At 56.3% G+C, this 24,299-nt stretch carries 21 protein-coding genes and 1 tRNA gene; 8 read left to right on the top strand and 14 right to left on the bottom strand.

Annotated elements, in window-relative coordinates:
• Positions 1-144: 144 nt before the first annotated feature.
• A complete protein-coding gene (gene mgtE, locus PGR79_RS15495; RefSeq protein WP_015706137.1) occupies positions 145-1,581 on the top strand; it encodes a magnesium transporter in 1,437 nt (478 codons plus the stop codon).
• On the opposite strand, the gene PGR79_RS15500 is transcribed toward mgtE, so the two are convergent.
• A complete protein-coding gene (locus PGR79_RS15500; protein ID WP_411325888.1) occupies positions 1,544-2,752 on the bottom strand; it encodes a SulP family inorganic anion transporter in 1,209 nt (402 codons plus the stop codon). The two genes, mgtE and PGR79_RS15500, sit on opposite strands and share 38 nt — an antisense overlap.
• A gap of 278 nt (positions 2,753-3,030) precedes the next feature.
• On the opposite strand from PGR79_RS15500, the gene mqo reads away from it, so the two are divergent.
• Complete coding sequence (gene mqo / locus PGR79_RS15505) at positions 3,031-4,665, top strand: malate dehydrogenase (quinone) (protein ID WP_047043232.1); 1,635 nt, start codon at positions 3,031-3,033, stop codon at positions 4,663-4,665.
• 46 nt (positions 4,666-4,711) lie between these two features.
• On the opposite strand, the gene eco is transcribed toward mqo, so the two are convergent.
• The 5 genes from eco to PGR79_RS15530 form a co-directional block, all read right to left on the bottom strand.
• Positions 4,712-5,203, bottom strand: coding sequence for a serine protease inhibitor ecotin (eco, locus tag PGR79_RS15510; RefSeq protein ID WP_087860136.1), 492 nt, complete (start codon positions 5,201-5,203; stop codon positions 4,712-4,714).
• Positions 5,204-5,332: 129 nt separating this feature from the next.
• Positions 5,333-6,442 (bottom strand): AI-2E family transporter, encoded by a 1,110-nt coding sequence (locus PGR79_RS15515; protein ID WP_045391382.1) that lies wholly within the window; start codon positions 6,440-6,442, stop codon positions 5,333-5,335.
• A 181-nt stretch (positions 6,443-6,623) separates the two neighbouring features.
• Positions 6,624-6,700, bottom strand: a tRNA-Pro gene (locus PGR79_RS15520).
• Between the two features lie 76 nt (positions 6,701-6,776).
• On the bottom strand, positions 6,777-8,537 hold the full coding sequence (gene yejM / locus PGR79_RS15525; RefSeq protein WP_430921980.1) for an LPS biosynthesis-modulating metalloenzyme YejM: 1,761 nt from the start codon (positions 8,535-8,537) through the stop codon (positions 6,777-6,779).
• 19 nt (positions 8,538-8,556) lie between these two features.
• Positions 8,557-8,784, bottom strand: coding sequence for a YejL family protein (locus PGR79_RS15530; protein WP_045377048.1), 228 nt, complete (start codon positions 8,782-8,784; stop codon positions 8,557-8,559).
• A gap of 188 nt (positions 8,785-8,972) precedes the next feature.
• Here PGR79_RS15530 and yejK point away from each other — a divergent pair, with 188 nt between their 5' ends.
• A complete protein-coding gene (gene yejK / locus PGR79_RS15535; protein WP_015365669.1) occupies positions 8,973-9,980 on the top strand; it encodes a nucleoid-associated protein YejK in 1,008 nt (335 codons plus the stop codon).
• A gap of 39 nt (positions 9,981-10,019) precedes the next feature.
• Here the strand turns inward: yejK and PGR79_RS15540 are convergent, their stop codons facing one another.
• A complete protein-coding gene (locus PGR79_RS15540) occupies positions 10,020-10,781 on the bottom strand; it encodes a DeoR/GlpR family DNA-binding transcription regulator (RefSeq protein WP_430914784.1) in 762 nt (253 codons plus the stop codon).
• Between the two features lie 82 nt (positions 10,782-10,863).
• On the opposite strand from PGR79_RS15540, the gene PGR79_RS15545 reads away from it, so the two are divergent.
• Positions 10,864-11,460 (top strand): NUDIX domain-containing protein, encoded by a 597-nt coding sequence (locus PGR79_RS15545; protein ID WP_430921982.1) that lies wholly within the window; start codon positions 10,864-10,866, stop codon positions 11,458-11,460.
• 20 nt (positions 11,461-11,480) lie between these two features.
• Here PGR79_RS15545 and PGR79_RS15550 read toward each other — a convergent pair whose 3' ends face one another.
• Positions 11,481-12,767, bottom strand: a complete 1,287-nt coding sequence (locus PGR79_RS15550; protein ID WP_087860140.1) for a serine hydrolase domain-containing protein — start codon at positions 12,765-12,767, stop codon at positions 11,481-11,483.
• A gap of 103 nt (positions 12,768-12,870) precedes the next feature.
• Here PGR79_RS15550 and PGR79_RS15555 point away from each other — a divergent pair, with 103 nt between their 5' ends.
• Positions 12,871-13,758 (top strand): LysR family transcriptional regulator, encoded by an 888-nt coding sequence (locus PGR79_RS15555; protein ID WP_430921984.1) that lies wholly within the window; start codon positions 12,871-12,873, stop codon positions 13,756-13,758.
• Positions 13,759-13,816: 58 nt separating this feature from the next.
• Here the strand turns inward: PGR79_RS15555 and rplY are convergent, their stop codons facing one another.
• Both rplY and PGR79_RS15565 read right to left on the bottom strand, forming a co-directional pair.
• Positions 13,817-14,101 (bottom strand): 50S ribosomal protein L25, encoded by a 285-nt coding sequence (gene rplY / locus PGR79_RS15560; protein ID WP_015365674.1) that lies wholly within the window; start codon positions 14,099-14,101, stop codon positions 13,817-13,819.
• A gap of 136 nt (positions 14,102-14,237) precedes the next feature.
• Entirely contained in the window at positions 14,238-15,995 is a 1,758-nt protein-coding gene (locus tag PGR79_RS15565) for a DEAD/DEAH box helicase (RefSeq protein ID WP_316424258.1), read from the bottom strand.
• A 148-nt stretch (positions 15,996-16,143) separates the two neighbouring features.
• Between PGR79_RS15565 and rsuA the strand changes: the two genes are divergently transcribed.
• From rsuA to PGR79_RS15580, 3 genes are all read left to right on the top strand, one after another.
• Positions 16,144-16,863: a 16S rRNA pseudouridine(516) synthase RsuA gene (gene rsuA, locus PGR79_RS15570; protein WP_047043216.1), complete on the top strand. Its 720-nt coding sequence runs from the start codon at positions 16,144-16,146 to the stop codon at positions 16,861-16,863.
• On the top strand, positions 16,860-18,056 hold the full coding sequence (locus PGR79_RS15575) for a Bcr/CflA family multidrug efflux MFS transporter (protein WP_045391357.1): 1,197 nt from the start codon (positions 16,860-16,862) through the stop codon (positions 18,054-18,056). The genes rsuA and PGR79_RS15575 overlap by 4 nt, the downstream gene beginning before the upstream one ends.
• Before the next feature lie 331 nt (positions 18,057-18,387).
• Complete coding sequence (locus PGR79_RS15580) at positions 18,388-18,732, top strand: YejG family protein (RefSeq protein ID WP_015365678.1); 345 nt, start codon at positions 18,388-18,390, stop codon at positions 18,730-18,732.
• Between the two features lie 3 nt (positions 18,733-18,735).
• Here the strand turns inward: PGR79_RS15580 and yejF are convergent, their stop codons facing one another.
• The 4 genes from yejF to PGR79_RS15600 are packed head-to-tail and all read right to left on the bottom strand — an operon-like array spanning position 18,736 to position 24,261.
• On the bottom strand, positions 18,736-20,325 hold the full coding sequence (gene yejF / locus PGR79_RS15585; RefSeq protein WP_430921987.1) for a microcin C ABC transporter ATP-binding protein YejF: 1,590 nt from the start codon (positions 20,323-20,325) through the stop codon (positions 18,736-18,738).
• 1 nt (position 20,326) lies between these two features.
• Positions 20,327-21,352 carry a microcin C ABC transporter permease gene (locus PGR79_RS15590; protein WP_047043209.1) on the bottom strand — a complete coding sequence of 342 codons (1,026 nt, stop codon included), beginning with the start codon at positions 21,350-21,352 and terminating at the stop codon, positions 20,327-20,329.
• A complete protein-coding gene (locus tag PGR79_RS15595; protein WP_316424256.1) occupies positions 21,352-22,446 on the bottom strand; it encodes a microcin C ABC transporter permease YejB in 1,095 nt (364 codons plus the stop codon). The genes PGR79_RS15590 and PGR79_RS15595 overlap by 1 nt, the downstream gene beginning before the upstream one ends.
• Before the next feature lie 9 nt (positions 22,447-22,455).
• A complete protein-coding gene (locus tag PGR79_RS15600; protein ID WP_113374352.1) occupies positions 22,456-24,261 on the bottom strand; it encodes an extracellular solute-binding protein in 1,806 nt (601 codons plus the stop codon).
• Positions 24,262-24,299: the final 38 nt, after the last annotated feature.

Below are 24,299 nucleotides of genomic sequence, written 5' to 3' on the forward strand. Positions count from 1 at the left end.
CCGGGCTTTCTCGCCCGATCGGGCCATATTGCTGGTTTTTGCGGCAGATAAATTGCTGGCGGTTATTATTTCTCCCTCCTCGCGCTATGCTTATGGCTGCGGCCATGCAGGTCGACTTCTATTCTCACAAGGATTGCCTGAGCGATGTCCGTTTTGCATAAAAAAAGCGCCCGATTACGCGATGAAGAACGCGCCCGCCTGATTTGGCTATTAAGTACTGATAAAGCCGTCACCTCCGCGCTGTTGGGGAAACTCACCCTCGCGGAGCGCTATGATGAAGGGACGCTGGCCGATGACCTGGCGGAAGTGGAAGTACTGGTGTCGCATCTGCCGCCGCCGGACCTCGCCGATGCCCTGGAAGCGCTGCCTTATGACGCGCGTACCGCGCTGTGGGGGCTGGTTGCCGATGACAAGCGCGGCGAGGTGCTGCTGGAGGCGTCAGAGAGCGTATGGGGCGATCTCATCGATAAGATGAGCGACCACGACCTGATATTTGCCCTGCAATCGCTGGATATTGATGAACAGGTTTACCTGTTGCAGCACCTGCCGCGCGACTTAACCGGTCGCCTGCTGGCGACGCTGCCGCCGGATAAACGCGCGCGCATTCGTCAGATGATGCGCTACGCCGATAACACCGTCGGCGCGATCATGGAATTTGAAGTGATTACCGTTCGCCCGGAAGCCACTCTGGCGGCGGTACAGCGCTATCTGCGCCGTCTGGGCAAAATGCCGGAAAACACCGACAAACTGTTCGTCACCACCCGTAATAAACTGCTGCTTGGCGAGCTGGAGCTGCAGACAATTCTGCTCAATGATGCGCAAAAGCGCGTTGGCGAAGTGATGGAAGGCGATCCGGTGACTTTCCAGCCGCAGGAAGAGGCGGAAAAAGTGGCGCGTACCTTCGAACGTGATGACTTACTGAGTGCTGCGGTGATTGATGCCGACGGCAAGCTGATGGGGCGTTTGACCATCGATGAAATCGTCGATGTGGTGTACGAAGAGACCGATAATGACCTGCGCCGGATGGGCGGTCTGAGCGAAGATGATGATGTTTTTGCGCCGGTGAGCAAAGCGGTGAAAACCCGCTGGGCGTGGCTGGCGGTGAACCTCTGTACGGCGTTTATCGCTTCCCGGGTGATCGATGGCTTTGAACATACGATTTCGCAGCTGGTGGCTCTGGCCTCGCTGATGCCGATCGTCGCCGGGATAGGCGGGAATACCGGCAATCAGACGATCACCATGATCGTCCGCGCGATGGCGCTGCAGCAGATCCAGCCGGGAAGTTTTACCTTCCTCATCCTGCGCGAGATGGGCGTCGCGCTGATTAATGGCCTGGTATGGGGCGGGATAATGGGCGCTATCACCTGGTGGCTGTATGATGACCCGCAGCTTGGCGGGGTGATGACGTTGGCGATGATGCTCAACCTGCTGATGGCGGCGATGATGGGGGTTATCATCCCGATGGTAATGGTCAAGCTGGGGCGCGATCCGGCGGTCGGCTCCAGCGTGATGATCACCGCGATTACCGATACCGGCGGCTTCTTTATTTTCCTTGGTCTGGCGACGCTGTTTCTGATGTAAGCTGCGCTTTTACGCGCAGGCGGCGAGGGATGAGCGCCATCGCGATAAGTCCTGCCAGTACGCCGATCGCCAGATTAGCGGTGGCGACCGTCACGATGACGGTTACCGCCATGACCACCGTTTCCGGCCACGGATTGCCCGCCAGCGCGGTTGGGCGAATGCTCTGCCAGCTGAAGGTTTTCACCGCCACGATCACCATGACCCCGGCCAGCACCGCCATTGGAATTTTGGCCATCACCTGGCTTAGCACCGTCACCAGAAGCAGCAGTACCAGACCGGCCACTATTGTCGATAGGCGGCTACGCGCCTTGCCCATTTCCACGTTAACGATAGTCTGGCCGATCATCGCGCACCCGGCGATGCCGCCATAGCAGCCCGCGAGGATATTGGCGATCCCCAGTCCTGCGCTCTCACGCGACTTATTTGACGGCGTATGGGTGAGATCGTCAACCAGCTTTGCCGTCAGCAGCGATTCCATCAGGCCGACAAAGGCGATACTCAGGGCGCAGGGCCAGATAATTTTCAAGGTGCTTAAATCCAGCGGCACCGCCAGCGCGTTGAAGCCCGGCAGACCGCCGCCCATAGCGCCTTCATCACCCACGGTTGGCAGGAGCTGTCCGCTGGTGACGGTATAAGCGGTAAGGAGGACGATAGCGATAAGCGGCGCCGGCACGGCTTTGATAAAACGCGGCGCCCACAGCACGATGAGTAGCGTCAGAACGAACAGGCCAACGATGAGCGGCTGCCTGCTCCAGAAATGAGGTACCTGGGCGAAAAAAATAAGAATGCCGAGCGCATTAACAAAACCGGTCATCACCGCTGGCGGGATAAAGCGCATCAACCGCGCCATACCGCAGACCCCAAACAAAATTTGAATAATACCAGCCAGAATGACAGCAGGCAGAATATACCCTACGCCATGCTGATGTACCATCGGGCCAATCACCAGGGCGACAGAACCTGCCGCCGCCGTCACCATCGCGGGGCGCCCGCCAAGAACCGACATCGCCAGACAGAGCACCACCGAAGCAATCAGGCTGACCTGCGGGTCAACGCCGGCAATGACCGAAAATGAAATGACTTCAGGAATTAACGCCAGGGCAGTCAGCACGCCAGCAAGGGTCTCACGTGTTATCAACGCCGGAGAGAGTGTGCGGGAAGTTGAGGGCATAAAAGTTCGCGGATGATAAAAAATTTGAATTGAGACAAGCCGCAGTTGACGTGCGCTCCATCACAGAACGGGAGATGATAGCGCGGAAAGGGCCATCATACCAGTACAAAAAGTGATTTTGTGTACACATTTATTAAACATTTTTATAACAGATCTCAAAACTCAACTTAAAATTTAAACAATATTTAAATTTTTGAGTACAGGTGGTACCTTTGATCCCGAGAATCGTTTCACCTGCGCTAAATAAAAAAAGCGAGTAAAAGTAAGGCTCAAATCCGATGAAGAAAAAGATGGCCGTACCCAGCTCACAGGCGGTTGGTTCCAATACAAATCGGACCAACACCCGCCATGAGCAAGAGACGGATGTATTGTTGATTGGCGGCGGTATCATGAGCGCCACGTTGGGAACCTGGCTGCAGGAACTGGAGCCGGATTGGTCTATTACCATGGTCGAGCAGATGACCAGCGTTGCCGAGGAAAGCTCGAACGGCTGGAACAATGCGGGTACCGGCCATGCGGCGCTGATGGAGCTCAACTACACGCCGCAAACCGCCAATGGGATCAATATCGACAAAGCGGTCGATATCAATGAGTCCTTCCATATTTCTCGTCAGTTTTGGGCCCATCAGGTGACCCGCGGTATCCTGACTAAGCCGAAATCCTTTATTAACAGCGTGCCGCACATGAGCTTTGTGTGGGGTGAAGACAACGTTAACTTCCTGCGCGCGCGCTACGCGGCGCTGCAGCAGAGCGAGCTGTTCCGCGGTATTCGTTATTCTGAAGATCATCAGCAGATTAAGGAGTGGGCGCCGCTGGTGATGGAAGGTCGCGATCCGCAGCAAAAAGTGGCGGCAACGCGTACCGAAATGGGCACCGACGTTAACTACGGCGAGATCACTCGCCAGCTGATCGCCGGGCTACAGACGCATGATAATTTCTCTCTCCAGTTAGGTACCGTCGTTCGCCGCTTTAAGCGCAATGCGGACAACAGCTGGACGGTGACGCTGGCGGATGCCAACAATCGTCACCAGAAGCGGACGATCAAAACCAAATTCATCTTTATTGGCGCGGGCGGCGCTGCCCTGACGCTGCTGCAGGAAACCGGTATTCCGCAGGCGAAAGAGTACGCGGGCTTCCCGGTTGGCGGACAGTTCCTGGTATGTGAGAACCCGGAAGTAGTTAATCATCACCTGGCGAAAGTCTACGGCCAGGCGGAAGTTGGCGCGCCGCCGATGTCGGTGCCGCATATCGACACCCGTATTATCGACGGTAAACGCGTGGTGCTGTTCGGGCCGTTCGCGACTTTCTCGACCCGCTTCCTGAAAAACGGTTCGCTTTGGGATCTGCTGGCCTCGACGAATACCTCGAATATTCTGCCAATGCTTAACGTCGGGATGGATAACTTCGACCTGGTGAAATATCTGATTAGCCAGGTATTGCAGAAAGATAAAGATCGTCATGCCGCGCTGTGCGAGTACTACCCGGAAGCGCGTAAAGAAGACTGGCGCCTGTGGCAGGCCGGCCAGCGTGTACAGATTATCAAGCGTGATAAGAAAATGGGCGGCGTGTTGCGTCTTGGCACCGAAGTAGTGTGCGATGACGAAGGCACCGTAGCCGCGCTACTGGGCGCTTCTCCTGGCGCGTCGACGGCGGCGCCGATCATGGTGCAGCTGTTGGAGAAAGTCTTCAAAGACAAAGTACAGACGCCGGCCTGGCAGGCGAAGATGAAAGAGATCGTGCCGAGCTACGGCATGCGTCTGGATGGTAATCCGGCCGCTATTGAGCAGGCGCTGGCGTGGACCAGTGAAGTGCTGGGGCTACACTACGAGCCGACGACCGCGGCAGACGACGTGCCGCAGGCCGAACTCAAGCCGCTAACCGGCGGAAAACCGATGGCGGATATCGCGCTATAACAAAAACGGCAGCCCTCGGGCTGCCGTTTTGTATTACCGCTGGCGATTAACGCTCCACGGCATTACCGATAGTTTCTTCAGCTTTCCAGATGCGGTATTTCACTTCAACGTTGGCTGGAGTATAAACCACGATCGGCAGCTTGCTGTTGTAACGCAGCAGGCCTTCATCGCCGAGACCCGCGGTAATAAATTTCTTCTCTTTCTTACCGTCCGGGCAGGCCATCATGGTGGAAACCGGGGACGTCAGCTTATCAAAGACATAGTAGTCATAGCCCCAGCCTTCCAGCGTTTTACTTTCCAGTTGACCGCCCAGGCGATGATGGTTGCAGTCGACTTCCAGCGTCTGGCCAATCATCAGTTCAACTTTTAACGCGGATTCATCCTGCTGCTGCGGCAGCTGAATCACCTGACGCTTCATCCCTTTTTCCGCTTTCGGATAGGGGGCGATTTTCTCCAGCGGCTGTTCAGCGGCTAACGCGCTGGTGGAAACACAGGCAACGGCCAGCAGAGAAACAGCAAGCGTAGCGATTTTTTTCACGGTTGATCATCCTTTATTATCGTTACTAACCAATACAGACTAACATCATTGCCCTGAATGGTAAGAGTTATTTACCATTATTTTCAATATGAATAGTGAAATGCACTAGTAAAGTGAAACGTGCGTCAGCTATTCATCGCGGCTGTTTTTGGCTTCTTCAATAAACTCTTCGTCCAGTAAGTCGGCGTTCCCGGCGTGTTCACGGCCCGATAACAGGTTCCAGCAGGCAATAAACAAGGCGGCAATCAGCGGGCCGATGACAAAGCCGTTGATGCCATAGATTTCCATGCCGCCAAGGGTGGCAATCAGGATCAGATAATCCGGCATTTTGGTATCTTTCCCCACCAGTAGCGGACGCAGAATGTTATCCACCAGGCCGATGACAATGACGAAGAAACCGACAATAAACGCCCCTTGCCACAATTGCCCGGTGGCGAACAGGTAAATCGCCGCCGGCACCCAGATAATGGCGGAGCCCACCGCCGGGATGAGTGACAGAAAGGCCATTAAAGCGCCCCACAGAATGCTGCCATCAAGACCGACGATCCAGAATGCAAAGCCGCCGAGCGCCCCCTGTGCCAGCGCGACGGCGACGGTACCTTTAACCGTCGCCCGCGCGACGGCGGCGAATTTGGCAAACAGGTGCTGTTTGACATAATTGGATAGCGGCAAAGATTCGAGGATTAACAGCACCAGATAAGGGCCATCTTTCAGCAAGAAGAACAGCAGATATAACATAATGCCGAAGCTGACGGTAAAGCCAAACGTCCCTTTACCGATCAGGAAGGCGCTACCGGCCAGATATTGTCCGCCTTTCAGGGCGGCATCGGATAGTTGCTGCTGAATTTGTTCCGCGCTATCGAGATTGTGCTCTGAGAGGAAACTTCTGGCCCAGCTCGGGAGATGGGCAAACAGGTTGGCGACCACCGTCGGAAACTGGGTGTCATTATGCTGTAGCTTGGTGTAGACCACGTTTAGCTCGAAGGCTAGCGACGAAATGATAATCGCCAACGGGGTGAAAACAATAAGACAGATAATGACGACGGTCAGTAGCGCCGCGATACCGTTGCGTTCACCGATGCGCGTACGGATGTTGTTTTTTATCGGATTAAATATCACCGCCAGGATAGCGGCCCACAGGATAGCGGAATAGTAAGGGGAGAGTACGTCAAAAAAGGCCAGGGTAACGATCAGTAAAATAAGGATAAAAAATCCTTTGGGAAGTCCTTTAACTCTCATTGGGTCCGCTCCAGATGATAACGAATACAGTCGAATAATAGATGGAATTTAACAATTTGCCATCAGGATAATCGCAGTCTTAGCGGGAAGGGAGTACAAGCATTAAAAAACCCGCGCTCTCAGAGAGAGTGCGGGTTCTAAAGGGGACCGATGGTTGTAGCAACCTATCGGTTAAATTTTTTGGTCGGCACGAGAGGATTTGAACCTCCGACCCCCGACACCCCATGACGGTGCGCTACCAGGCTGCGCTACGTGCCGACGCGTGGAGGATAATATTACCCGTTCCCCCATCGAATGCAAGCGACCGACAACTGATTGATTTAAAATTAATCAATCAGTTAGCGATAAAGCGTTTTTCATCCGTCAGCACCTGCAGCAGCAGGCTAAGCTGCGGTTTTTGGTCTTTCACCTTCTCGCCACCGCTGTTCCAGGTGTGATAGGTGCCGTTGTGGTCGAGCACTACGGTCATCGTTGGCGTGGTAATCGCCAGTGTATCGCTATTAGCGGCGGTGACCCAGCTGCGGCGGCGCGCCGGGCTAAACAGGTCTTCGCCCTGCGAATATTCATTCGCTGGCGTTGAGACGTGTAGCAGACGCTGCATCAGCGTCGTCATCACGTCTTTGTTATCCGTGAGCGCTGAGATCTCCTGCGCTGGGGTTCCCGGCCAGTGGATAACCAGCGGTACCTGCAGATTGCCGCGTGACCAGTCGAATTTACCCTGCTTGCTATCCAGCGGCATACCGTGCCCGGCGGTAACAATCACCACCGTATTATCCAGTTTGCCCGCTTTACGCAGCGCGTCGAGCACGCGGCCAATTTGCGTATCGACGTCGCCCGCGGCGCGCCCGTAGGTGCGGGCAAAATTCTGCTGCTGGCTGTTATCAATATTAGTGCCGTTCAGCGATACCCACGAGAACCAGCGGTTCTCATCCTGGGCGTAGCGATCCAGCCAGCCGATCCATTGGTCGGCCGTTTGTTCATCGCTCTGCGTTTTAGCCGCCGGCAGCGAGAAGTCCGACAGCAGCGCCTGGCGATAAAGCGGGCTGCTGAAACCGTCTGATGAGAACAGGCCAAGCTGGTAACCCTGTTGGTTGAGGGCGGTAATCAGCGCCGCCGGAATACGCGCCGAGAGCACGCCATCCATATAACCCGGCGATATGCCGTAGAACAGGCCGAACATCCCGCTGTCGGTGCTATTACCGGAGCTCATATGCTGGCTAAAGTTGACGCTTTCTTTCGCAAAAGCAGCCAGCTGCGGCATGTTCTTTTCGAAGCGTGAATAGTTGAGGTTATCCACCGTAATGAGCAGCACGTTGTAGCCCGTGCCGAGGTCGCGATAGCGCAGATCGCTCAGCGGATACTGCACCGAGACCGCTTCCGGCGCGCCTTGCTCAACCAGACGGCGCTGATAGTCTTGCGCATCGAGCAGGCCGTGCTTCTCAAGGAAGCGGCGAGCGGTCATCGGATAAGAGAGCGGTAAGTTGGCCCGCTGCATGGTGATCGGGCGATAGAAATTGGCATCCGCCCAGATATAAATCAGGTGGCTGCTGATAAACGAAATAAAGAAAAACCAGGCGACGGGGCGCGCGTAGTGGCGGCGGCGCGTCAGGCTGCGCAGCTTTTGCCAGCTCCAGGTGGCGAAGAGCATCTCAAGCAGGAAGATGATCGGTACGCTGATAAACATCAGCTGCCAGTCGCGAGCCATCTCGTTCTGGTCGGGGTTAATCACCAGTTCCCAGACGACAGGGTTTAAGTGCAGGTGGAAGCGAGTGAAGACTTCGCTATCGATCAGCAGCAGCGTCATCCCGGCGGTGGCGAAGATGACCGACAGGAAGCGCATAAGTCGCTGCGAGCCGACGATAAAGGTCAGCGGGAAGAGAATCAGTACATAGCTGGTGAAAACCAGAAAACTGAAATGACCAACGAGGCTGACATACGAGAATACCCGCCCGGCAAGCGTCGTTGGCCAGTCGGCGACAAAAAGATAGCGGCTGCCGAGCGCCATTGCCAACAACATGTTGAACAGGGCGAACCAGTGTCCCCAGCTGACCATCTGGGAGACTTTTTCTCGGTAGGGCTGACGAAGAGTCACCATATACTGTTGTTCGTTATCCTTAGTGCGCGGGATCGTCGTTAATGGACGATTGCAGCGCCTGGGCGAAAGAACGGGCGATTGCCTGACGCTGCGCCGGCGCGACGCTACTGTTGATCAGGTTGGTCACCATATTGCCCAGCACCATCAGTGACAGGTCAACCGGCGCTTTGTGTGTTTCCAGGACGTTCGTTAGCTCGCTGAGCAGCTGCTCGACCTGTTCATCGCTATAGCGGGATATTTGTGGCATAAACTCAAAATCTGTTTGTTCGTGAAAGGGCAACATATTACCGTAGCAGCAGCTTTTTTTCCGCATTTTTTCGCCACGGCGCAAAAGCGCCCAGCAACGCGAGACTCAAGCGTAAAAGAGGCATCTGCCGGTTGCGTCGTCGTCCCGGTGGTGGTTGAATACCGCCCGGTCTAAAAGGAGAGTTTAACATGAGTCTGGATATCGACCAGATTGCCCTGCATCAGTTGATCAAACGTGATGAACAGAATCTGGAACTGGTGCTGCGCGAGTCGCTGCTGGAACCAAATGCCACTGTCGTGGAAATGATGGCTGAACTGCATCGTGTCTACAGCGCAAAAAGCAAAGCCTACGGCCTCTTTAATGAAGAGAGCGAGCTGGCGCAAGCGTTGCGTTTACAGCGTCAGGGTGAAGAAGAGTTTCTTCCTTTCAGCCGTGCGGCAACCGGCCGCCTGCGCGATGAGCTGGCGAAGTATCCGTTTGCCGAAGGCGGCATCGTATTGTTCTGCCAGTATCGTTACCTGGCGGTCGAGTATCTGCTGGTGGCGGTGCTCAATAATCTGAGCAGCATGCGCGTCAACGAAGAGCTGGATATCAGTTCCACGCATTACCTGGATATCAACCATGCCGACATCGTGGCGCGTATCGATCTGACCGAGTGGGAAACTAATCCCGAATCGACCCGTTATCTGACTTTCCTGAAAGGGCGCGTGGGGCGTAAAGTCGCTGATTTTTTCATGGACTTCCTCGGCGCCAGCGAAGGGCTCAATGCCAAAGCGCAGAACCGCGGTCTGCTGCAGGCGGTGGATGATTTCGCCGCTGACGCGCAGCTGGATAAATCCGAGCGCCAGAACGTGCGCCAGCAGGTGTATGCCTACTGTAACGAACAGCTGCAGGCGGGCGAAGAGATCGAGCTGGAGTCGCTGTCTAAAGAGCTCTCCGGCGTCAGCGAAAAGAGTTTCCAGGAGTTTACCGCTGAGCAGGGCTATGAGCTGGAGGAGAGCTTCCCGGCGGACCGCAGTACGCTGCGCCAGCTGACCAAATTTGCCGGTAGCGGCGGCGGCTTGACCATCAATTTTGACGCGATGCTGTTAGGCGAGCGCGTATTCTGGGATCCGGCAACGGATACGTTGACCATTAAAGGCACGCCGCCGAATCTGCGCGATCAGCTGCAGCGCCGTACCTCAGGCGGTAATTAATCCCTGCTGATTATCCCGGCGGGACATGATGCCGCCGGGTTAACCTGCTACCTGAATAATCCCGACGCCGCTTTGCTTAAGCTTCTGACGTAACTTGTCATCCAGTTCGCTGTCGATAACCACTGTGCTGGCAAGATTAAGCTCGCCGATGGCAAACGCGGAGGCGGAATTAATTTTTTCGGCAGAGGCCATCACCACGGTTTCTGCGGCTCTGGCCGCCAGCGCGCGCTTAATGCCCGCCTCTTCATAATCACCGGTGGTAAAGCCCGCATGCGGGTGCACGCCGGTCACCCCCATAAAGAACAGATCGGCATTAATCCGCGCCATCGCCGCTAGCGTCTCGGCGCCGACCGTGACTACCGAATGTTTAAACATTGTACCGCCGAGCAGGATCACCTCGATCCGCGGATGCTCGACCAGCGCCACGGCGATCCCTGGACTGTGCGTCACCACGGTACAAGCAAGGTCGGCGGGGAGCGCGGCGATCATCGCCGTGGTGGTGGTGCCGCCATCGACGATAACCACCTGTCCTGGCTGGATAAGCGCCGCCGCCCGGCGGGCTATCGCCTGTTTGGAAGCCATCTGCACGCTTTTTCTGCTTTCTATTGGCGCAATAGCGGCCGATACCGGCAGCGCGCCGCCGTGGACCCGTTGCAGCTTACCTTCCGCCGCCAGTTCGCGCAGATCGCGACGAATGGAGTCTTCTGAGACCTGAAAGCGCTGGCTTAACTCCCCCGACATCACCTGTTTTTCTGCGGCAAGGATCTGCAGGATATGCTGTTTTCTCTGGCTGGCGAGCATGTTGTTCACTTCACGATTGATCTTGTTTGTGCACGATTATGCATGTTATGTTGCCTGCTGTCACCTTAGAAGGGGAAGAAACATGCACGCAGACGCACCGCGCGTTCGCCACGTTCGCGAAACGCTCTTGTCAGATAACTGGTACACGCTGAAAAAATATACCTTCGAGCTGTTGCGGCGGGACGGGCGCTGGCAGGAGCAGAGCCGGGAAGCCTACGACCGCGGCAACGGCGCGGTTATTCTGCTCTATAACCGCCATAAGCAGAGCGTGGTGCTCATCCGCCAGTTTCGTTTTCCGGTGTGGATCAACGGTCACAACGGCTTTCTGATCGAAGCTGCCGCAGGATTACTGGATAACGCCTCGCCGGAAGAGCGCATTATCGCCGAAGCGGAAGAGGAGACCGGGTTTCGCGTCACCCGCATCGAGCCGGTATTCACCGCGTTTATGAGCCCGGGGTCGGTTACTGAAAAACTGTACTTCTTTATTGCCGAATACTCCGCGGACGATCGCCGTGGCGATGGCGGCGGGCTGGCGACGGAAGGAGAGGATATTGAAGTGCTGGAGTGGCCGCTGGCGCGGGCGTTACAGGCCATTCGCGAGGGTGAAATCGTGGATGCGAAAACCATTATGCTGCTGCAGCATCTGGCGTTAAATGCCGATACGCTCCTTGCCGGTTAAGCGGCAAGGAGCCGGCGAGATTAGCGCAATTCGCGGGCAATGGCGCTGTACATCAGCGCCGCTTCCAGCGGCTGTGCGTTAAAGGACGGTTCCGCCTGTGGCCAGGTTGACCACTGCACGATCACCAGATGTTCCGCACGGTTCACCATAATCACCTGGCCGTAGATCCCCAGCGCCCACAGCGAGCCTTTCAGCCCTTCCTGCGGCGTTGGCTGTACGTTTTGCGCATTGGCCGGAATAGCGTTATTCCACCATTGATAGCCGTAGATACCTTCCGGATGCGCTGCTGAAACCGAGTTCAGCGCTTTTGTCCAGCTTGCGGTTTGATCGAACCAGCCTGCGGGCACCAGCTGTTTACCGTTGCTCAGGCGGCCATCGCGGGCGACAAACTCGCCAAAGCGACCCCAGTCTTCGAGGGTGGCGTTAAAGCCGTGGGCGCCGACATCATGTTGACCTTTTTTGTAAGCATGCCATACGCCATCGTGGGCCATGCCCGCAGGCTGCCACAATGATTGTTCAAGCCAGGCGGCCAGCGACATACCGGTCGCGCGCTCCAGCACATCGCCCAGCAGCCAGGCGCCGCCGGAAGAGTAGGACCACTGCTCGCCTGCCGGGTGTTTGCGCGATAGCGTCGACACAATTTTACGCACGCAATCATAGGCGCCGGGCTGCGCTTCACACTGGGTCAGGCGGGCGAAGTGCGACTGTGGATTGGTGTAATCTTCATTCCATTCCACGCCGCTGGTATGTTGAATGAGCTGCTTGAGCGTCACGCCGTCCCAGGCGGTGCCTTTCAGTTCGGGTTCATAAACGGTAATCAGGTCATCGAGGGAGTGGATTTTACCCTGTTGAATGGCGATACCGACCAGCGTCGAGACGACCGATTTACCCACCGAGCGCGAGGTCCACAGCGTGGTGTCGGTATTACCTTCGGCGAGATATTTCCAGGCGACTTTACCCTCTTTCAGCACCAGCATACCGCTGACGTTTTCGCGCTTCAGGTAATCCTGCAAATTCCAGGTATGGCCGTTGAGCGTGTAGCGGGCATCGGTCAGCTGCTTTTTAGCGCGCTCCAGCGGGACCGATGCGCCGTGACGGAAAACGTCGCCAGCATAGTTGCGATAGTCATTACGAAAGCCAACGACGCGTGACGCCTGATCCCAGGTGAGCATGTCTTTGGCCGCGGGTAGCGTTTGATCGTAAGGCGTGGGGCAGACATCCAGCGTCAGGCCGCCGCAGTTTTGCGCCATTGCCGCCGCCGGCAGCGCCGCCAAAATTAACGCCAGGACCAGTGGTTTTCTTATCATTTTCATTTCCTCGTTTGCCATAGATTCGCATCGCAGTATATAAATCGGCGCGCGGCGGCTAAAATCACCATGTGGGGGATTTTCCCCCGAAAGGGAGAAAAGGATGAAAACCCTGCAGTATTCTTTTGCACAGATTGAAGCCTTCGCGACAATTGCTGAGACCGGCAGCCTGTCGCGGGCGGCGATCCGTTTAGGGAAAGACCGTACGACGCTTCGCGATCTGCTGGATTACCTGGAAGATGCCTTGGACTATCGGCTATTCAGCCGTGAAGGGCGTAGCCTGACTTTAACCGCCGAGGGCGAGCAGCTTTTTCGCCAGGCGCATTTGTTGTTGCGTCAGGCGCAGGCTTTCGAGTCTTTTGCGCAAACGCTGCCGCAAACGGCCTGGCAGGAGTTACGCCTGGTGTACGATCCCTTCGTGCCGCGTGAATTCCTCAGTTTGCTGGCCGATACGCTTGCCCGGCGGCAGATCCGTTTAAGCTGCTGGAGCGCCTCGCGTCGCGAAGCCGAACAGGCGTTGGGCGATGGCGTCGCGGATATGGCCATTTGCCAGGCGAATAATCGTACGCTGGGTAGCGAAATGGAGTGGCGGGCGCTGGGTACCGTTGATTTACGCTTTTACGCCGCGCAGCGATTGTTCGCTGAGGCCGCAAGGCCGCTGACGTTGCTGAATTTATCGCTCATCCCGCAGTTAGTGATGCACCGGCGCAGCGACGATCAAATCGCCCGCCGGCTGCAGATATCCGGCCATACGCTGTATATGAATGAAATCACCATGTTGCGCCACGCAATGGAGCAGGGGCAGGGCTGGGGGTTTTTACCCGATCATTTACAGCCCGACGAGTGGCAGGGGGTTGCTGAAATTGCCACCGAGGTTGGTAATCAGGGGCTTAACGTTACCATGGTGATGCTGTGGTTGCCGGGAATGAATAAACACCGCGCGCTGGGAGAGATAGTTGATGACGCGCCAGGGCTATGGCGGCGCAGATAACAAAACGCCCCGGGTCAGAAGACACCAGGGCGTTTGCCATACAACTTGCTATCGGCGATTAAGCGCGAACGAAGTCGATGTGGGTCAGTTTCGGCTTGAACGCGTGACGCTGAACAGCCTGAACTTTAACTTTTTCTTCTTTGCCATCGACAACCAGGGTCAGAACTTCGCCGTAGAACTCAGCTTTGTCCTGCATGTTCCACAGTTTGTCGTGGTCCAGTTCGATAGCAACCGGAGCAGCTTCGCCACCGTAGATGATTGCCGGGAACTTGTTAGCTGCGCGCAGGCGGCGGCTCGCACCCTTACCCTGCTCTTTACGTACTTCTGCGTTGATAGTAAACATTGATGTCTCTCTATATATAAAGCCTGCAACAGGCGACCCAGCAGCAGGCAGATTATCTGCTTTGCGAATGCAAAAGCGGGCGGCATTATAGCCGCCTATCGGCACAGCGGCAATCAAAACCTCAGTTTTTGGCGGATTAACGTAGCTCATTGGCGCGACGGAAACGGCCCTGATAATCGAACACTTTTTCCCGCACCTGCCAGTATTGCCCCTTCATACGGGCGACGACAAAGTCTGGATTTCGCAGTAGCGCCTGCTGGGCAATGATATCCGCCGGGGTTATCCAGCGCAGCGGCACCCCCGGCGTACGGGTATGCGGGCGGATAAACAACTGCTCAAAAGCGGTACGCTGCGCGGGCGTTTGTAAACGGAAGCGCTCACTGACATCGGCGCCGTCCTCATCGTAATAGGTGATTTTTAGCCACGGGCCTTTTTCGTCGCCGCCATGCTGCAGCGCCATGCCGCTGCAGCGCAACACCAGCGCGTCTTTAAGCTTCAGCGCCGCCTTCAGCATGTCGTCCGGGTCGACCAGTACAGTATCGCACTCGCGACAGCGGCGGGCGGCAATGTCATTCTCGGCGTTGCACTGCGGGCAGTTTTTAAAACGAAAGCGGAAGTCGCACTGTTCGCGGTGGCCGTCATCGTCTTCGAACCAGCCCTGGCAGCGGCGGCCAAAATGCTCAATCAACGTGCCGTCGGCGGTGGTTTTCCCCCAAAAAGTATTGGCGAAACCGCAGGCCGGGCAGAAGACCTGCACCGGGACATTATCGCTTTTGCCTTTTGGCGTGCCGACTTCCGGCGCATACAGGTCGTGAGGATTACCGGCATAGTCGAGGATCAGACAGTCGGTTTTGCCCGGCGCCAGACGCAGGCCGCGGCCAACAATTTGTTGGTAAAGGCTTACCGACTCGGTTGGCCGAAGAATCGCGATAAGATCGACGTGCGGCGCGTCAAAGCCGGTGGTCAGTACCGCGACATTCACCAGATAGCGATACTGCTGCGCTTTAAAAGCTTCGATGATGCGATCGCGCTCCGGCCCCGGCGTTTCGCCGGTAATCAGCGCCGCCTGCGTGGGCGGCAGCAGGCCGGTAATTTCCCGCGCATGCTCGACGGTCGCGGCGAAGATCATCACGCCTTTACGGCTTTCGGCAAACTCAACGATTTGGCTAACGATATGTGGCGTGATGCGCTGCTGTTTTTTCAGCTCGTGGTTAAGGTCAGCTTCGCTGAACAGGCCATTGCTCTGCGCCTGCAGGCGGCTGAAATCGTACTGGACCACCGGCATATCGAGGCGCTCAGGCGGCGTCAGGTAGCCGTGCTTAATCATATAACGCAGCGGCAGCTCGTAGATGCAATCGCGGAACAGCGCTTTCTCGTCGCCGCGTACCATACCGTGATAGTGGAACTGATAGATCCAACCCTTGCCCAGGCGAAAGGGGGTCGCGGTCAGGCCGAGCAGCCTGAGCTGTGGGTTCACCTGTCGTAGGTGGCTGATGATTTGCTGATACTGGCTGTCGTCATCGTCGCTGATACGGTGGCACTCATCGACGATCAGTAAGGAGAATTCGCTTTGAAACTGCTCAAGATTACGCGCCACCGACTGCACGCTGCCGAAGACCACCTTGCCCTGGCTCTCTTTACGCTGCAGACCGGCGGCGAAAATATCCGCTTCCAGCCCAAGCGCACAGTATTTACTGTGATTCTGCGCCACCAGTTCTTTAACATGGGCCAGAACCAATACGCGTCCGCGCGCCAGCCGCGCCAGTTCGGCGATCACCAGACTTTTACCGGCACCGGTCGGCAGCACGATGGCGGCAGGTTCGTGATGGCGGCGGAACCAGGCAAGCGTGGCATCGACCGCCTCTTTTTGATAGGGGCGTAGTGTAAAAGTCATCAATTCTCGGGGGTTAATTAACTCGCAAATAGTATGCCATGAATCTTTTCCCTTGAGTGGTGTTAAGAGCCCGTTATACTAACCAATGGAATTCTTCTTTTTCGGGCGAATTGCCCGCTCCAGCATTATTACAGGCTAAAAAAATCTCATGCGACTTGATAAGTTTATCGCTCAGCAGCTTGGCGTCAGCCGTGCTATTGCCGGGCGTGAAATCCGCGGTAGCCGCGTTACCGTGGACGGCGACATTGTGAAAGATGCCTCTTTTAAGCTCCAGCCGGAGCACGAGGTGGAATATGACGGCAATACGCTGACCCAGCAGCACGGCCCCCGTTACTTTATGCTCAACAAGCCGCAGGGTTATGTCTGTTCAACAGACGATCCCGATCATCCAACGGTCCTCTATTTCCTCGATGAGCCGGTTGCCCATAAGCTGCACGCCGCCGGGCGTCTGGATATCGACACCACCGGTCTGGTACTGATGACCGATGATGGGCAGTGGTCACATCGCATTACTTCGCCGCGCCATCACTGCGAAAAAACCTATCTGGTGGAGCTGGAAAACCCGCTGGAAGAGGGCGTCGCCGAGCAGTTTGCCAAAGGCGTGCAGCTGCATAATGAAAAAGATCTCACCAAACCTGCTGTCCTCGAAGTCATCACTCCGACAGAAGTGCGCCTGACCATCAGCGAAGGCCGCTACCACCAGGTAAAACGCATGTTCGCGGCGGTGGGTAACCACGTCGTGGGATTACATCGCGAGCGTATCGGCGACATTACCCTCGATGCGTCGCTGGAGCCCGGTGAATACCGCCCGCTGACGGCGGACGAAATCGCCAGCGTTGGCGCCCCACAAGCACGGAGTAAAACGTGACGACAAAGCAGAATTCTTCATTGGGGATTGTGTTTATTCTTGGTCTGTTGGCCATGTTAATGCCGCTGTCGATTGATATGTATCTGCCGGCGCTGCCGGTCATCTCGTCGCAGTTCAACGTGCCGGACGGCAGCGCGCAAATGACGCTCAGCACCTATATTCTGGGCTTTGCGCTGGGCCAGCTGCTGTACGGGCCGATGGCCGACAGCATTGGCCGTAAACCGGTGATCCTCGGCGGGACGCTGATTTTCGCCGCGGCGGCGGTGGCCTGCGCGTTATCGCAGACCATCGAGATGCTGATTACTATGCGTTTCTTCCACGGCCTGGCGGCCGCGGCGGCCAGCGTGGTGATCAACGCCCTGATGCGCGATATTTACCCGAAAGAAGAGTTCTCGCGCATGATGTCGTTTGTCATGCTGGTCACCACCATTGCGCCGCTGGTGGCGCCGATGGTCGGCGGCGCGGTGCTGGTGTGGTTCAGCTGGCACGCGATTTTCTGGATCCTGGCGCTGGCGGCGCTGCTGGCATCGGCGATGATCGCTTTCTTTATTAGCGAGACGCTGCCGGTAGAAAGGCGGCAGAAATTTCATATTCGCACCACGCTTGGCAACTTCGCCACCTTATTCCGCCACAAGCGGGTGCTCAGCTATATGCTGGCCAGCGGCTTTAGTTTCGCCGGCATGTTTTCATTCCTCAGCGCGGGTCCATTTGTCTACATCAACATTAATCACGTGTCGCCGCAGCACTTTGGCTACTATTTTGCGCTGAATATCGTGTTCCTGTTCATCATGACCATCATTAACAGCCGCTTTGTTCGCCGGGTCGGCGCATTGAACATGTTCCGCGCCGGGCTGTGGATCCAGCTGGCGATGGCGGTGTGGATGGTGGTGTGCGCGCTACTTGATGTTGGTTTCTGGTCGCTGGTGGTGGGCGTGGCGGCGTTCGTCGGCTGCGTATCAATGGTCTCCTCTAACGCCATGGCGGTGATCCTCGACGAGTTTCCGCATATGGCGGGAACCGCATCGTCGTTGGCCGGAACATTTCGTTTTGGGATTGGCGCGATTATCGGCGCGTTGCTGTCGATGGCCACCTTTACCACCGCCTGGCCGATGCTGATTTCTATCGCTTTTTGCGCCGCGAGCTCCATTCTCTTCTATCTGTACGCCAGCCGGCGACGAAAAGTCGCACATTAAGTCACATTTTCAGGGGCGATTTCCGCCCCTTTTTTGATACATATCAACCGAAATCGGCTTCCCTGTTTAGCTATTTGTTTCTTTTATGTAAAATCAATTAGTGTAAAAAGTCGCAATGTTGCGATAAAAAAGTTGTTTTGGATCACAGAAACGGGTACATATAGCCGCGAACTGTTTCCGCAAGGCAACTATAAAGTTCTGGATAATAAGCTGTTAGCCCTGGCCCGATGCGGGTGTAAGCGTTTTCTAAGCTGTTGCAGGACTATTTGTCAACAATGTGTTAATATTGATGTAAATTTATTGTGAAGCCTTTTGCTTCCGGGGAAACCAAGTGAATACACAGCAACTCTCTATCGTACACCGACTGCCGCAGAGCTATCGCTGGCTGGCCGGTTTTGCGGGTTCAAGAGTTGAACCGATTCCGCAAAACGGCGCTGAGGGCGAAAATAGCCTGGTGGCATTAAAATTGCTCAGCCCGGACGGCGAGAAAGCGTGGCCGGTGATGCGCACGCTGAGCCAGGCGCTGAGCGACATCGAAGTGGATTGTTCCATTCTCGAGTGTGAAGGCGAGCCGTGCCTGTTCGTTAATATGCAGGATGAGTTTGCCGCTACCTGTCGTCTGAAAAATTTCGGCGTGGCCATTGCCGAACCTTTTTCTGGCAACAACCCCTTCTGACCGTCAGCTTAACGCCAGCAGCTGGCGGGTGTACTCCTGACGCGGTGCCGTAAATACGCGCTCGCATTCACCCTGCTCGACGACTTCTCCCTGCCGCAGCACTATCACCTGATGACAGAGCGTCCGCACAACACGTAAATCATGGCTGATAAACAGATAGGCCAGCTGATGCTTTTGCTGTAGCGTCTTCAGCAGCGCCAGGATCTGCGCCTGCACGGTTTTATCCAGCGATGAAGTCGGTTCATCTAACACAATCAGCTGCGGTTTGACGATCAGCGCCCGGGCAATGGCAATACGCTGGCGCTGGCCGCCAGAGAATTCCGCCGGATAGCGCTGTCGCGTCGCGGGGTCGAGTCCCACTTCTTGCATCACCTGAATTACCGCGTGTTCACGTTCCGCGGGCGTCAGCGTCGGCTGGTGAACGCGTAATCCTTCCTCGATAATCTGCAGGGCGCTCAGGCGCGGGTTGAGCGAGGAATTCGGATCCTGAAAGACGACCTGAATGCGTCGGCGCAGCGGCAGCATTTGGCGGCGATTTCGCCCCTGGATCGACTCGCCGGCAAACTGCATTTCTCCGCTGGAGTTAATCAGCCGCAGCAGCGCCAGGCCGGTGGTGCTTTTTCCGGAACCCGACTCTCCCACCAGCCCCAGCGTTTCTCCGGCCCGCAAGGTAAAAGTCAGGTGGTTGACCACCCGATTGTGATCGACCACCCGGCGCAGGATCCCTTTGCGGATAGGGAAGGCGACATTGATATCGCGGGCCTGTAGTAGGATGGGCGCGTCGGCGGGCAGCGGCACCGGTTTGCCGGTCGGTTCGCTATCCAACAGGCGGCGGGTATACGGATGCGCGGGCGCCTGAAACAGCTCCCGGCAGCCGTTTTGTTCGACGCAGCGGCCGTTTTGCATCACCGCCACCCGGTCGGCAAGCTGGCGGACAATACTCAGATTGTGGGTGATGAACAACATCCCCATGTTGAGCTCATGCTTCAGTTCGCGCAGCAGTTGCAGAATCTGCGCCTGTACCGAGACGTCCAGCGCGGTGGTCGGTTCATCGGCAATGAGCAGCTCCGGGCGCGTCAGCAGCGCCATGGCGATCATTACCCGTTGGCGTTCGCCGCCGGAAAGCTGGTGCGGATAGTCGGCAAGCCGCCGTGAAGCGTTACGGATGCCAACCCGATCCAGACAGTCGAGGATTTCGCCGCGCGCCGCCTCTTTGCGCATGCCGCGGTGCAGCGAGAGCACCTCGTACAGCTGTTTCTCCAGATTATGCAGCGGATTGAGCGACACCATCGGCTCCTGGAAAATCATCGCGATGCGGTTGCCGCGGATCCCGCGCAGGGTTCGTTCATCGGCGTGCAGCAATGATTGACCGTGAAAGCGAATATCGCCGCTGGGATAGCTGACCGGCGGCGAGGGCAGGAGGCGCAGCACCGACAGCGCGGAGACGCTCTTGCCGGAGCCTGATTCGCCGACCAACGCCAGCGTTTCACCTGCGGCAATCCGCAGCGTCAGGTTGCTGACGACCGTCTGGCTTGCTCCCTGCTGGCGGAAGGCGATAGAGAGGTCGTCAATGTCTAATAACGGCTGGCTCATGTTATACCGCCTTACTCGGATCGAAGGCGTCGCGGACCGCTTCGCCAATGAAAATCAGCAGCGTCAGCAGCACCGCCACCGACAAAAATGCCGCCATCCCCAGCCACGGCGCCTGCAGGTTATTTTTCCCCTGCAGTAGCAGTTCGCCCAGCGACGGCGAGCCTAGCGGCAGGCCAAAGCCGAGAAAATCGAGCGAGGTCAGGGTGGTTATCGAACTGCACAAAATAAACGGCAGGAAGGTGAGGGTGGCGACCATCGCATTCGGCAGCATATGGCGCAGGATAATATGGCGATCGCTGACCCCCAGCGCCTGTGCGGCGCGAATATAATCGTAGTTACGAGTGCGCAGGAATTCGGCGCGAACCACCCCGACCAGCGTCATCCAGCCAAATAAAACGGTGATCGCCAGCAGCCACCAGAAATCAGGTTGCACCACGCTTGAGAGCAGAATAATTAAAAATAGCGTCGGCATTCCGGACCATACTTCGATAAAACGCTGCCCCCACAGGTCGAGCTTCCCGCCGTAATAGCCCTGTAGCGCCCCGGCAAGTACGCCAAGCACGCTGGAAAAGAGCGTCAGCAGCAGGCCGAATAATAATGAGATCCGCGCGCCATAGAGGATCCGCGCGAATACATCGCCGCCGTTAGCGTCGGTACCCAGCCAGTTGTGCCGGGACGGCGGCGAAGGGAAGGGGCTGTCGGTGGCGAAATTGATGCTGGTGGCGCCGAAACGTACCGGAGCCCACAGCACCCAGCCGTTTTCCGCTAGCCGTTTTTGCAGCCAGGGATCCTGATAGTCGGCGGCGGTGGCAAAATCACCGCCGAAGGTTGTTTCGCTATAGGTTTTCAGCGCCGGTACGTACAAACTGCCGCGATACTGCACCAGCAGTGGCTTATCGTTGGCGATAAGCTCGGCGCACAGGCTACAAATAAACAGCGCCAGGAAGATCCATAGCGACCAGTAGCCGCGGCGATTGTGGCGAAAACGCGCCCAGCGAGCCTGATTAACGGGGGAGAGAAATGACATTAGCGGCCCTCGAAATCGATACGCGGATCGACCAGCGTATAGCTGATGTCGCTGACAATGTTTAATAACAGGCCGATTAACGTGAAGATATACAGAGTGCCGAACATCACCGGGTAATCACGCGACACGGTGGCTTCGTAGCCGAGCAGCCCAAGACCATTGAGCGAGAACATCACCTCAATCAGCAGCGAACCGGTAAAGAACATGCTGATAAAAGTGGCGGGAAAACCGGCAATCACCAGCAGCATGGCGTTGCGGAAAACGTGTTTCCACAGGATCTGTTTTTCCCCGACGCCTTTAGCGCGGGCCGTCACCACATACTGCTTGCGGATTTCATCAAGGAAACTGTTTTTAGTCAGCATCGTCAGGGCGGCGAAACCGCCAATCACCGTCGCCAGCACCGGTAAGGTGATATGCCAGAGATAGTCGGCGATCTTCTGATACCACGGCAGGCTATCAAAATTAGCGGAGACCAGGCCGCGCAGCGGAAAAAGATCGAAATAGCTGCCGCCGGCGAAGATCACGATCAGTAATATCGCGAACAGAAATGCCGGGATGGCGTAACCGATGATGATAAATGTGCTGCTCCAGACGTCGAAATGGCTGCCGTTACTGACGGCTTTACGGATCCCCAGCGGTATCGACACCAGGTAGATAATCAGCGTGCTCCACAGGCCGAGGGTAATAGACACCGGCAGGCTGTCTTTAATTAACTGCAGCACCGAGGCGCTGCGAAACAGGCTATCGCCAAAATCAAAACGCAGATAGTCGCCGAGCATCTTAAAGTAGCGTTCGTGAATCGGTTTATCGAAGCCGTAGCGGTGGGTGATTTCGGCAATCACTTCCGGATCGAGCCCACGTCCGCCGCGATAATGGCCTTCACTGATATTGCCGACGCCGGTACGCGCATGGCTGGCGCTCATACCGCTATCTCCTGCGCCGGGCAACCCGCTGCGGTCGCCGAACTCCACGGCGGCGATCGCCTGATCGACCGGACCGCCTGGCGCAATCTGCACGATAAAAAAATTGATGGTGATGATGGCCCAGAGTGTCGGGATCACCAGTAATAGTCGGCGGAGCAGGTAGGCGCCCATCTTAAATCCTTAACGTCGGTCCGCGGGAAGCCTGGCGGCTTTGTTAACATCGTACCACCAGCCATCAAAACCGGAGGAGTAGGTTGGGCGAGTTTGCGGGAAGGAGAACTTATTCCAGTAGGCCGTCCTGTCCTGCGCCATATACCACATCGGCAGCATGTAATAGTTCCAGGTCAGCACCCGGTCGAGCGCGCGGCCCAGCGGCAGAAGCTTCTGTTTGTTGCCCTGCCAGCGCACGATCTGCGCAATCAACGCGTCGACCGCCGGGTTCTGCACTCCCGGCGCGTTATAGCTGGAGTTAATATAGTCCGAGGCCCACGAAACCTGTAAACCCGTATCTGGCCAGGCGGTGGCGCGCCACAGTGAGGGCATCATGTCGTAATCGCGGCTCCGCAGTCGGCTGTTGGCCTGGGAGTTATCCACCTGACGGATATCCATCGTCACGCCTAAACGCTGCAAATTATGCTGGAACGGTAGTACCCAACTGACGTTGCCGCCGGAGGCGAGCAGCAGCTCAAAACGCAGCGGTTTGCCGGTTTTGGCATTAACGCGCTGACGATTTTTTAGCACCCATCCCGCCTGGTTCAACAGGGCATCTGCTTTAAGTAAATTGGCGCGATCGAAACCATTGCCGTTGGAAACGGGCGGCTGATAAATCCGGGTAAAGACCTCTGGCGGCAAATCTTTTTTCAACGGCGCCAGCAAAGTGAGTTCATCGGCCTTCGGGTAATCACGAGCGGCATATTCTGTATTCTGAAAGTAACTGTTTGGCCGACTGTAGGCGCCGTAAAACAGCGCCTTATTCATCCATTCGAAATCAAATGCAAGGGTGATGGCTTCACGCACCTGGCGGTCGGCAAAGACCGGGCGCTGAGTATTAAAAGCCAGCCAGCGGGTATCCTTTGCCGAGGTAGTCGTGCGATCGTCTTTCACTATATAACCGTTGCTAAAGTTGCGCCCGATATAGCGCGTCGCCCAGTTTTTTGTCGAACTCTCCTCGCGCATATCTACCGCTCCGGCTTTGAAGGCTTCGAAAGCGACGTTATCGTCGAGATAGTAGTCATAGCGAATCGTGTCGAAGTTCCAGCGTCCGCGGTTCACCGGCAGGTCGGCGGCCCAGTAGTTCTCGACTCGCGAATAGACAATATATTGCCCCATCCGCCAACTGCTGATGCGATAGGGGCCACTGGCGAGCGGCGGTGTTGAAAGGGGATCGCTCAGTTTATGATGGCGCCAGAATGACGCGGGCATTACCGGCAAGGACAGCAGGCTGAGCATATTTTCTTTGCCCGGCTTGGCCAGTTCAATGCGCACCGTCAGCGGGGCGATGGCTTTGACGGTCGTTCCTTTATAGATAAGACGAAACTGCGGCACCCCTTCGGTCATAAATTTGTGGAAGGTGAAAGCAACGTCGCTGGCGGTAATCGGGCTACCGTCATGAAAGCGGGCTCGCGGGTTGAGGGTAATTTCCATCCACGAGAAATCATCAGTAAAGCGCGCGCGATCGGCAATCAGCGGGTAGTAGCTGCCCGGTTCATCGTCCGAGGTGGTATACAGAGTGTCATACAGCGCATCGGTACGTACGCCGGGATTACCGCGAAGGGCGTAGCGGTTGAAATTGTCAAAGGTGCCAATGGCGGCAAGCGTGATACTGCCGCCTTTGGGCGCGTCCGGGTTGACGTAATCGAAGTGATGAAAGTCAACGGCATACTTTGGCTCGCCGATAATAGCGAACGCCTCGCTCTCTTTAATGGTTTGCGCCTGGCTACTAAGGCTAAATAAAGCCAGCAGCAGCAGGCCGATGCGCGCAAACATAGTTGGAATATCATCCTCTGACCATTAACCCCGGTAGT

Source organism: Klebsiella sp. 141161 (assembly GCF_050600815.1).
Lineage (GTDB): Bacteria > Pseudomonadota > Gammaproteobacteria > Enterobacterales > Enterobacteriaceae > Klebsiella > Klebsiella aerogenes.

Bases quoted from the DNA above. Each gene is read 5' to 3' on its own strand.
- PGR79_RS15590 (WP_047043209.1), bottom strand. From the start codon at position 21,352: ATGTCATTTCTCTCCCCCGTTAATCAGGCTCGCTGGGCGCGTTTTCGC.
- PGR79_RS15500 (WP_411325888.1), bottom strand. From the start codon at position 2,752: ATGCCCTCAACTTCCCGCACACTCTCTCCGGCGTTGATAACACGTGAG.
- rplY (WP_015365674.1), bottom strand. From the start codon at position 14,101: ATGTTTACTATCAACGCAGAAGTACGTAAAGAGCAGGGTAAGGGTGCG.
- mqo (WP_047043232.1), top strand. From the start codon at position 3,031: ATGAAGAAAAAGATGGCCGTACCCAGCTCACAGGCGGTTGGTTCCAAT.
- PGR79_RS15595 (WP_316424256.1), bottom strand. From the start codon at position 22,446: ATGGGCGCCTACCTGCTCCGCCGACTATTACTGGTGATCCCGACACTC.
- mgtE (WP_015706137.1), top strand. From the start codon at position 145: ATGTCCGTTTTGCATAAAAAAAGCGCCCGATTACGCGATGAAGAACGC.
- yejK (WP_015365669.1), top strand. From the start codon at position 8,973: ATGAGTCTGGATATCGACCAGATTGCCCTGCATCAGTTGATCAAACGT.
- PGR79_RS15550 (WP_087860140.1), bottom strand. From the start codon at position 12,767: ATGATAAGAAAACCACTGGTCCTGGCGTTAATTTTGGCGGCGCTGCCG.
- yejF (WP_430921987.1), bottom strand. From the start codon at position 20,325: ATGAGCCAGCCGTTATTAGACATTGACGACCTCTCTATCGCCTTCCGC.
- PGR79_RS15530 (WP_045377048.1), bottom strand. From the start codon at position 8,784: ATGCCACAAATATCCCGCTATAGCGATGAACAGGTCGAGCAGCTGCTC.
- PGR79_RS15555 (WP_430921984.1), top strand. From the start codon at position 12,871: ATGAAAACCCTGCAGTATTCTTTTGCACAGATTGAAGCCTTCGCGACA.
- PGR79_RS15540 (WP_430914784.1), bottom strand. From the start codon at position 10,781: ATGCTCGCCAGCCAGAGAAAACAGCATATCCTGCAGATCCTTGCCGCA.
- yejM (WP_430921980.1), bottom strand. From the start codon at position 8,537: ATGGTGACTCTTCGTCAGCCCTACCGAGAAAAAGTCTCCCAGATGGTC.
- PGR79_RS15515 (WP_045391382.1), bottom strand. From the start codon at position 6,442: ATGAGAGTTAAAGGACTTCCCAAAGGATTTTTTATCCTTATTTTACTG.
- PGR79_RS15565 (WP_316424258.1), bottom strand. From the start codon at position 15,995: ATGACTTTTACACTACGCCCCTATCAAAAAGAGGCGGTCGATGCCACG.
- rsuA (WP_047043216.1), top strand. From the start codon at position 16,144: ATGCGACTTGATAAGTTTATCGCTCAGCAGCTTGGCGTCAGCCGTGCT.
- PGR79_RS15600 (WP_113374352.1), bottom strand. From the start codon at position 24,261: ATGTTTGCGCGCATCGGCCTGCTGCTGCTGGCTTTATTTAGCCTTAGT.
- PGR79_RS15545 (WP_430921982.1), top strand. From the start codon at position 10,864: ATGCACGCAGACGCACCGCGCGTTCGCCACGTTCGCGAAACGCTCTTG.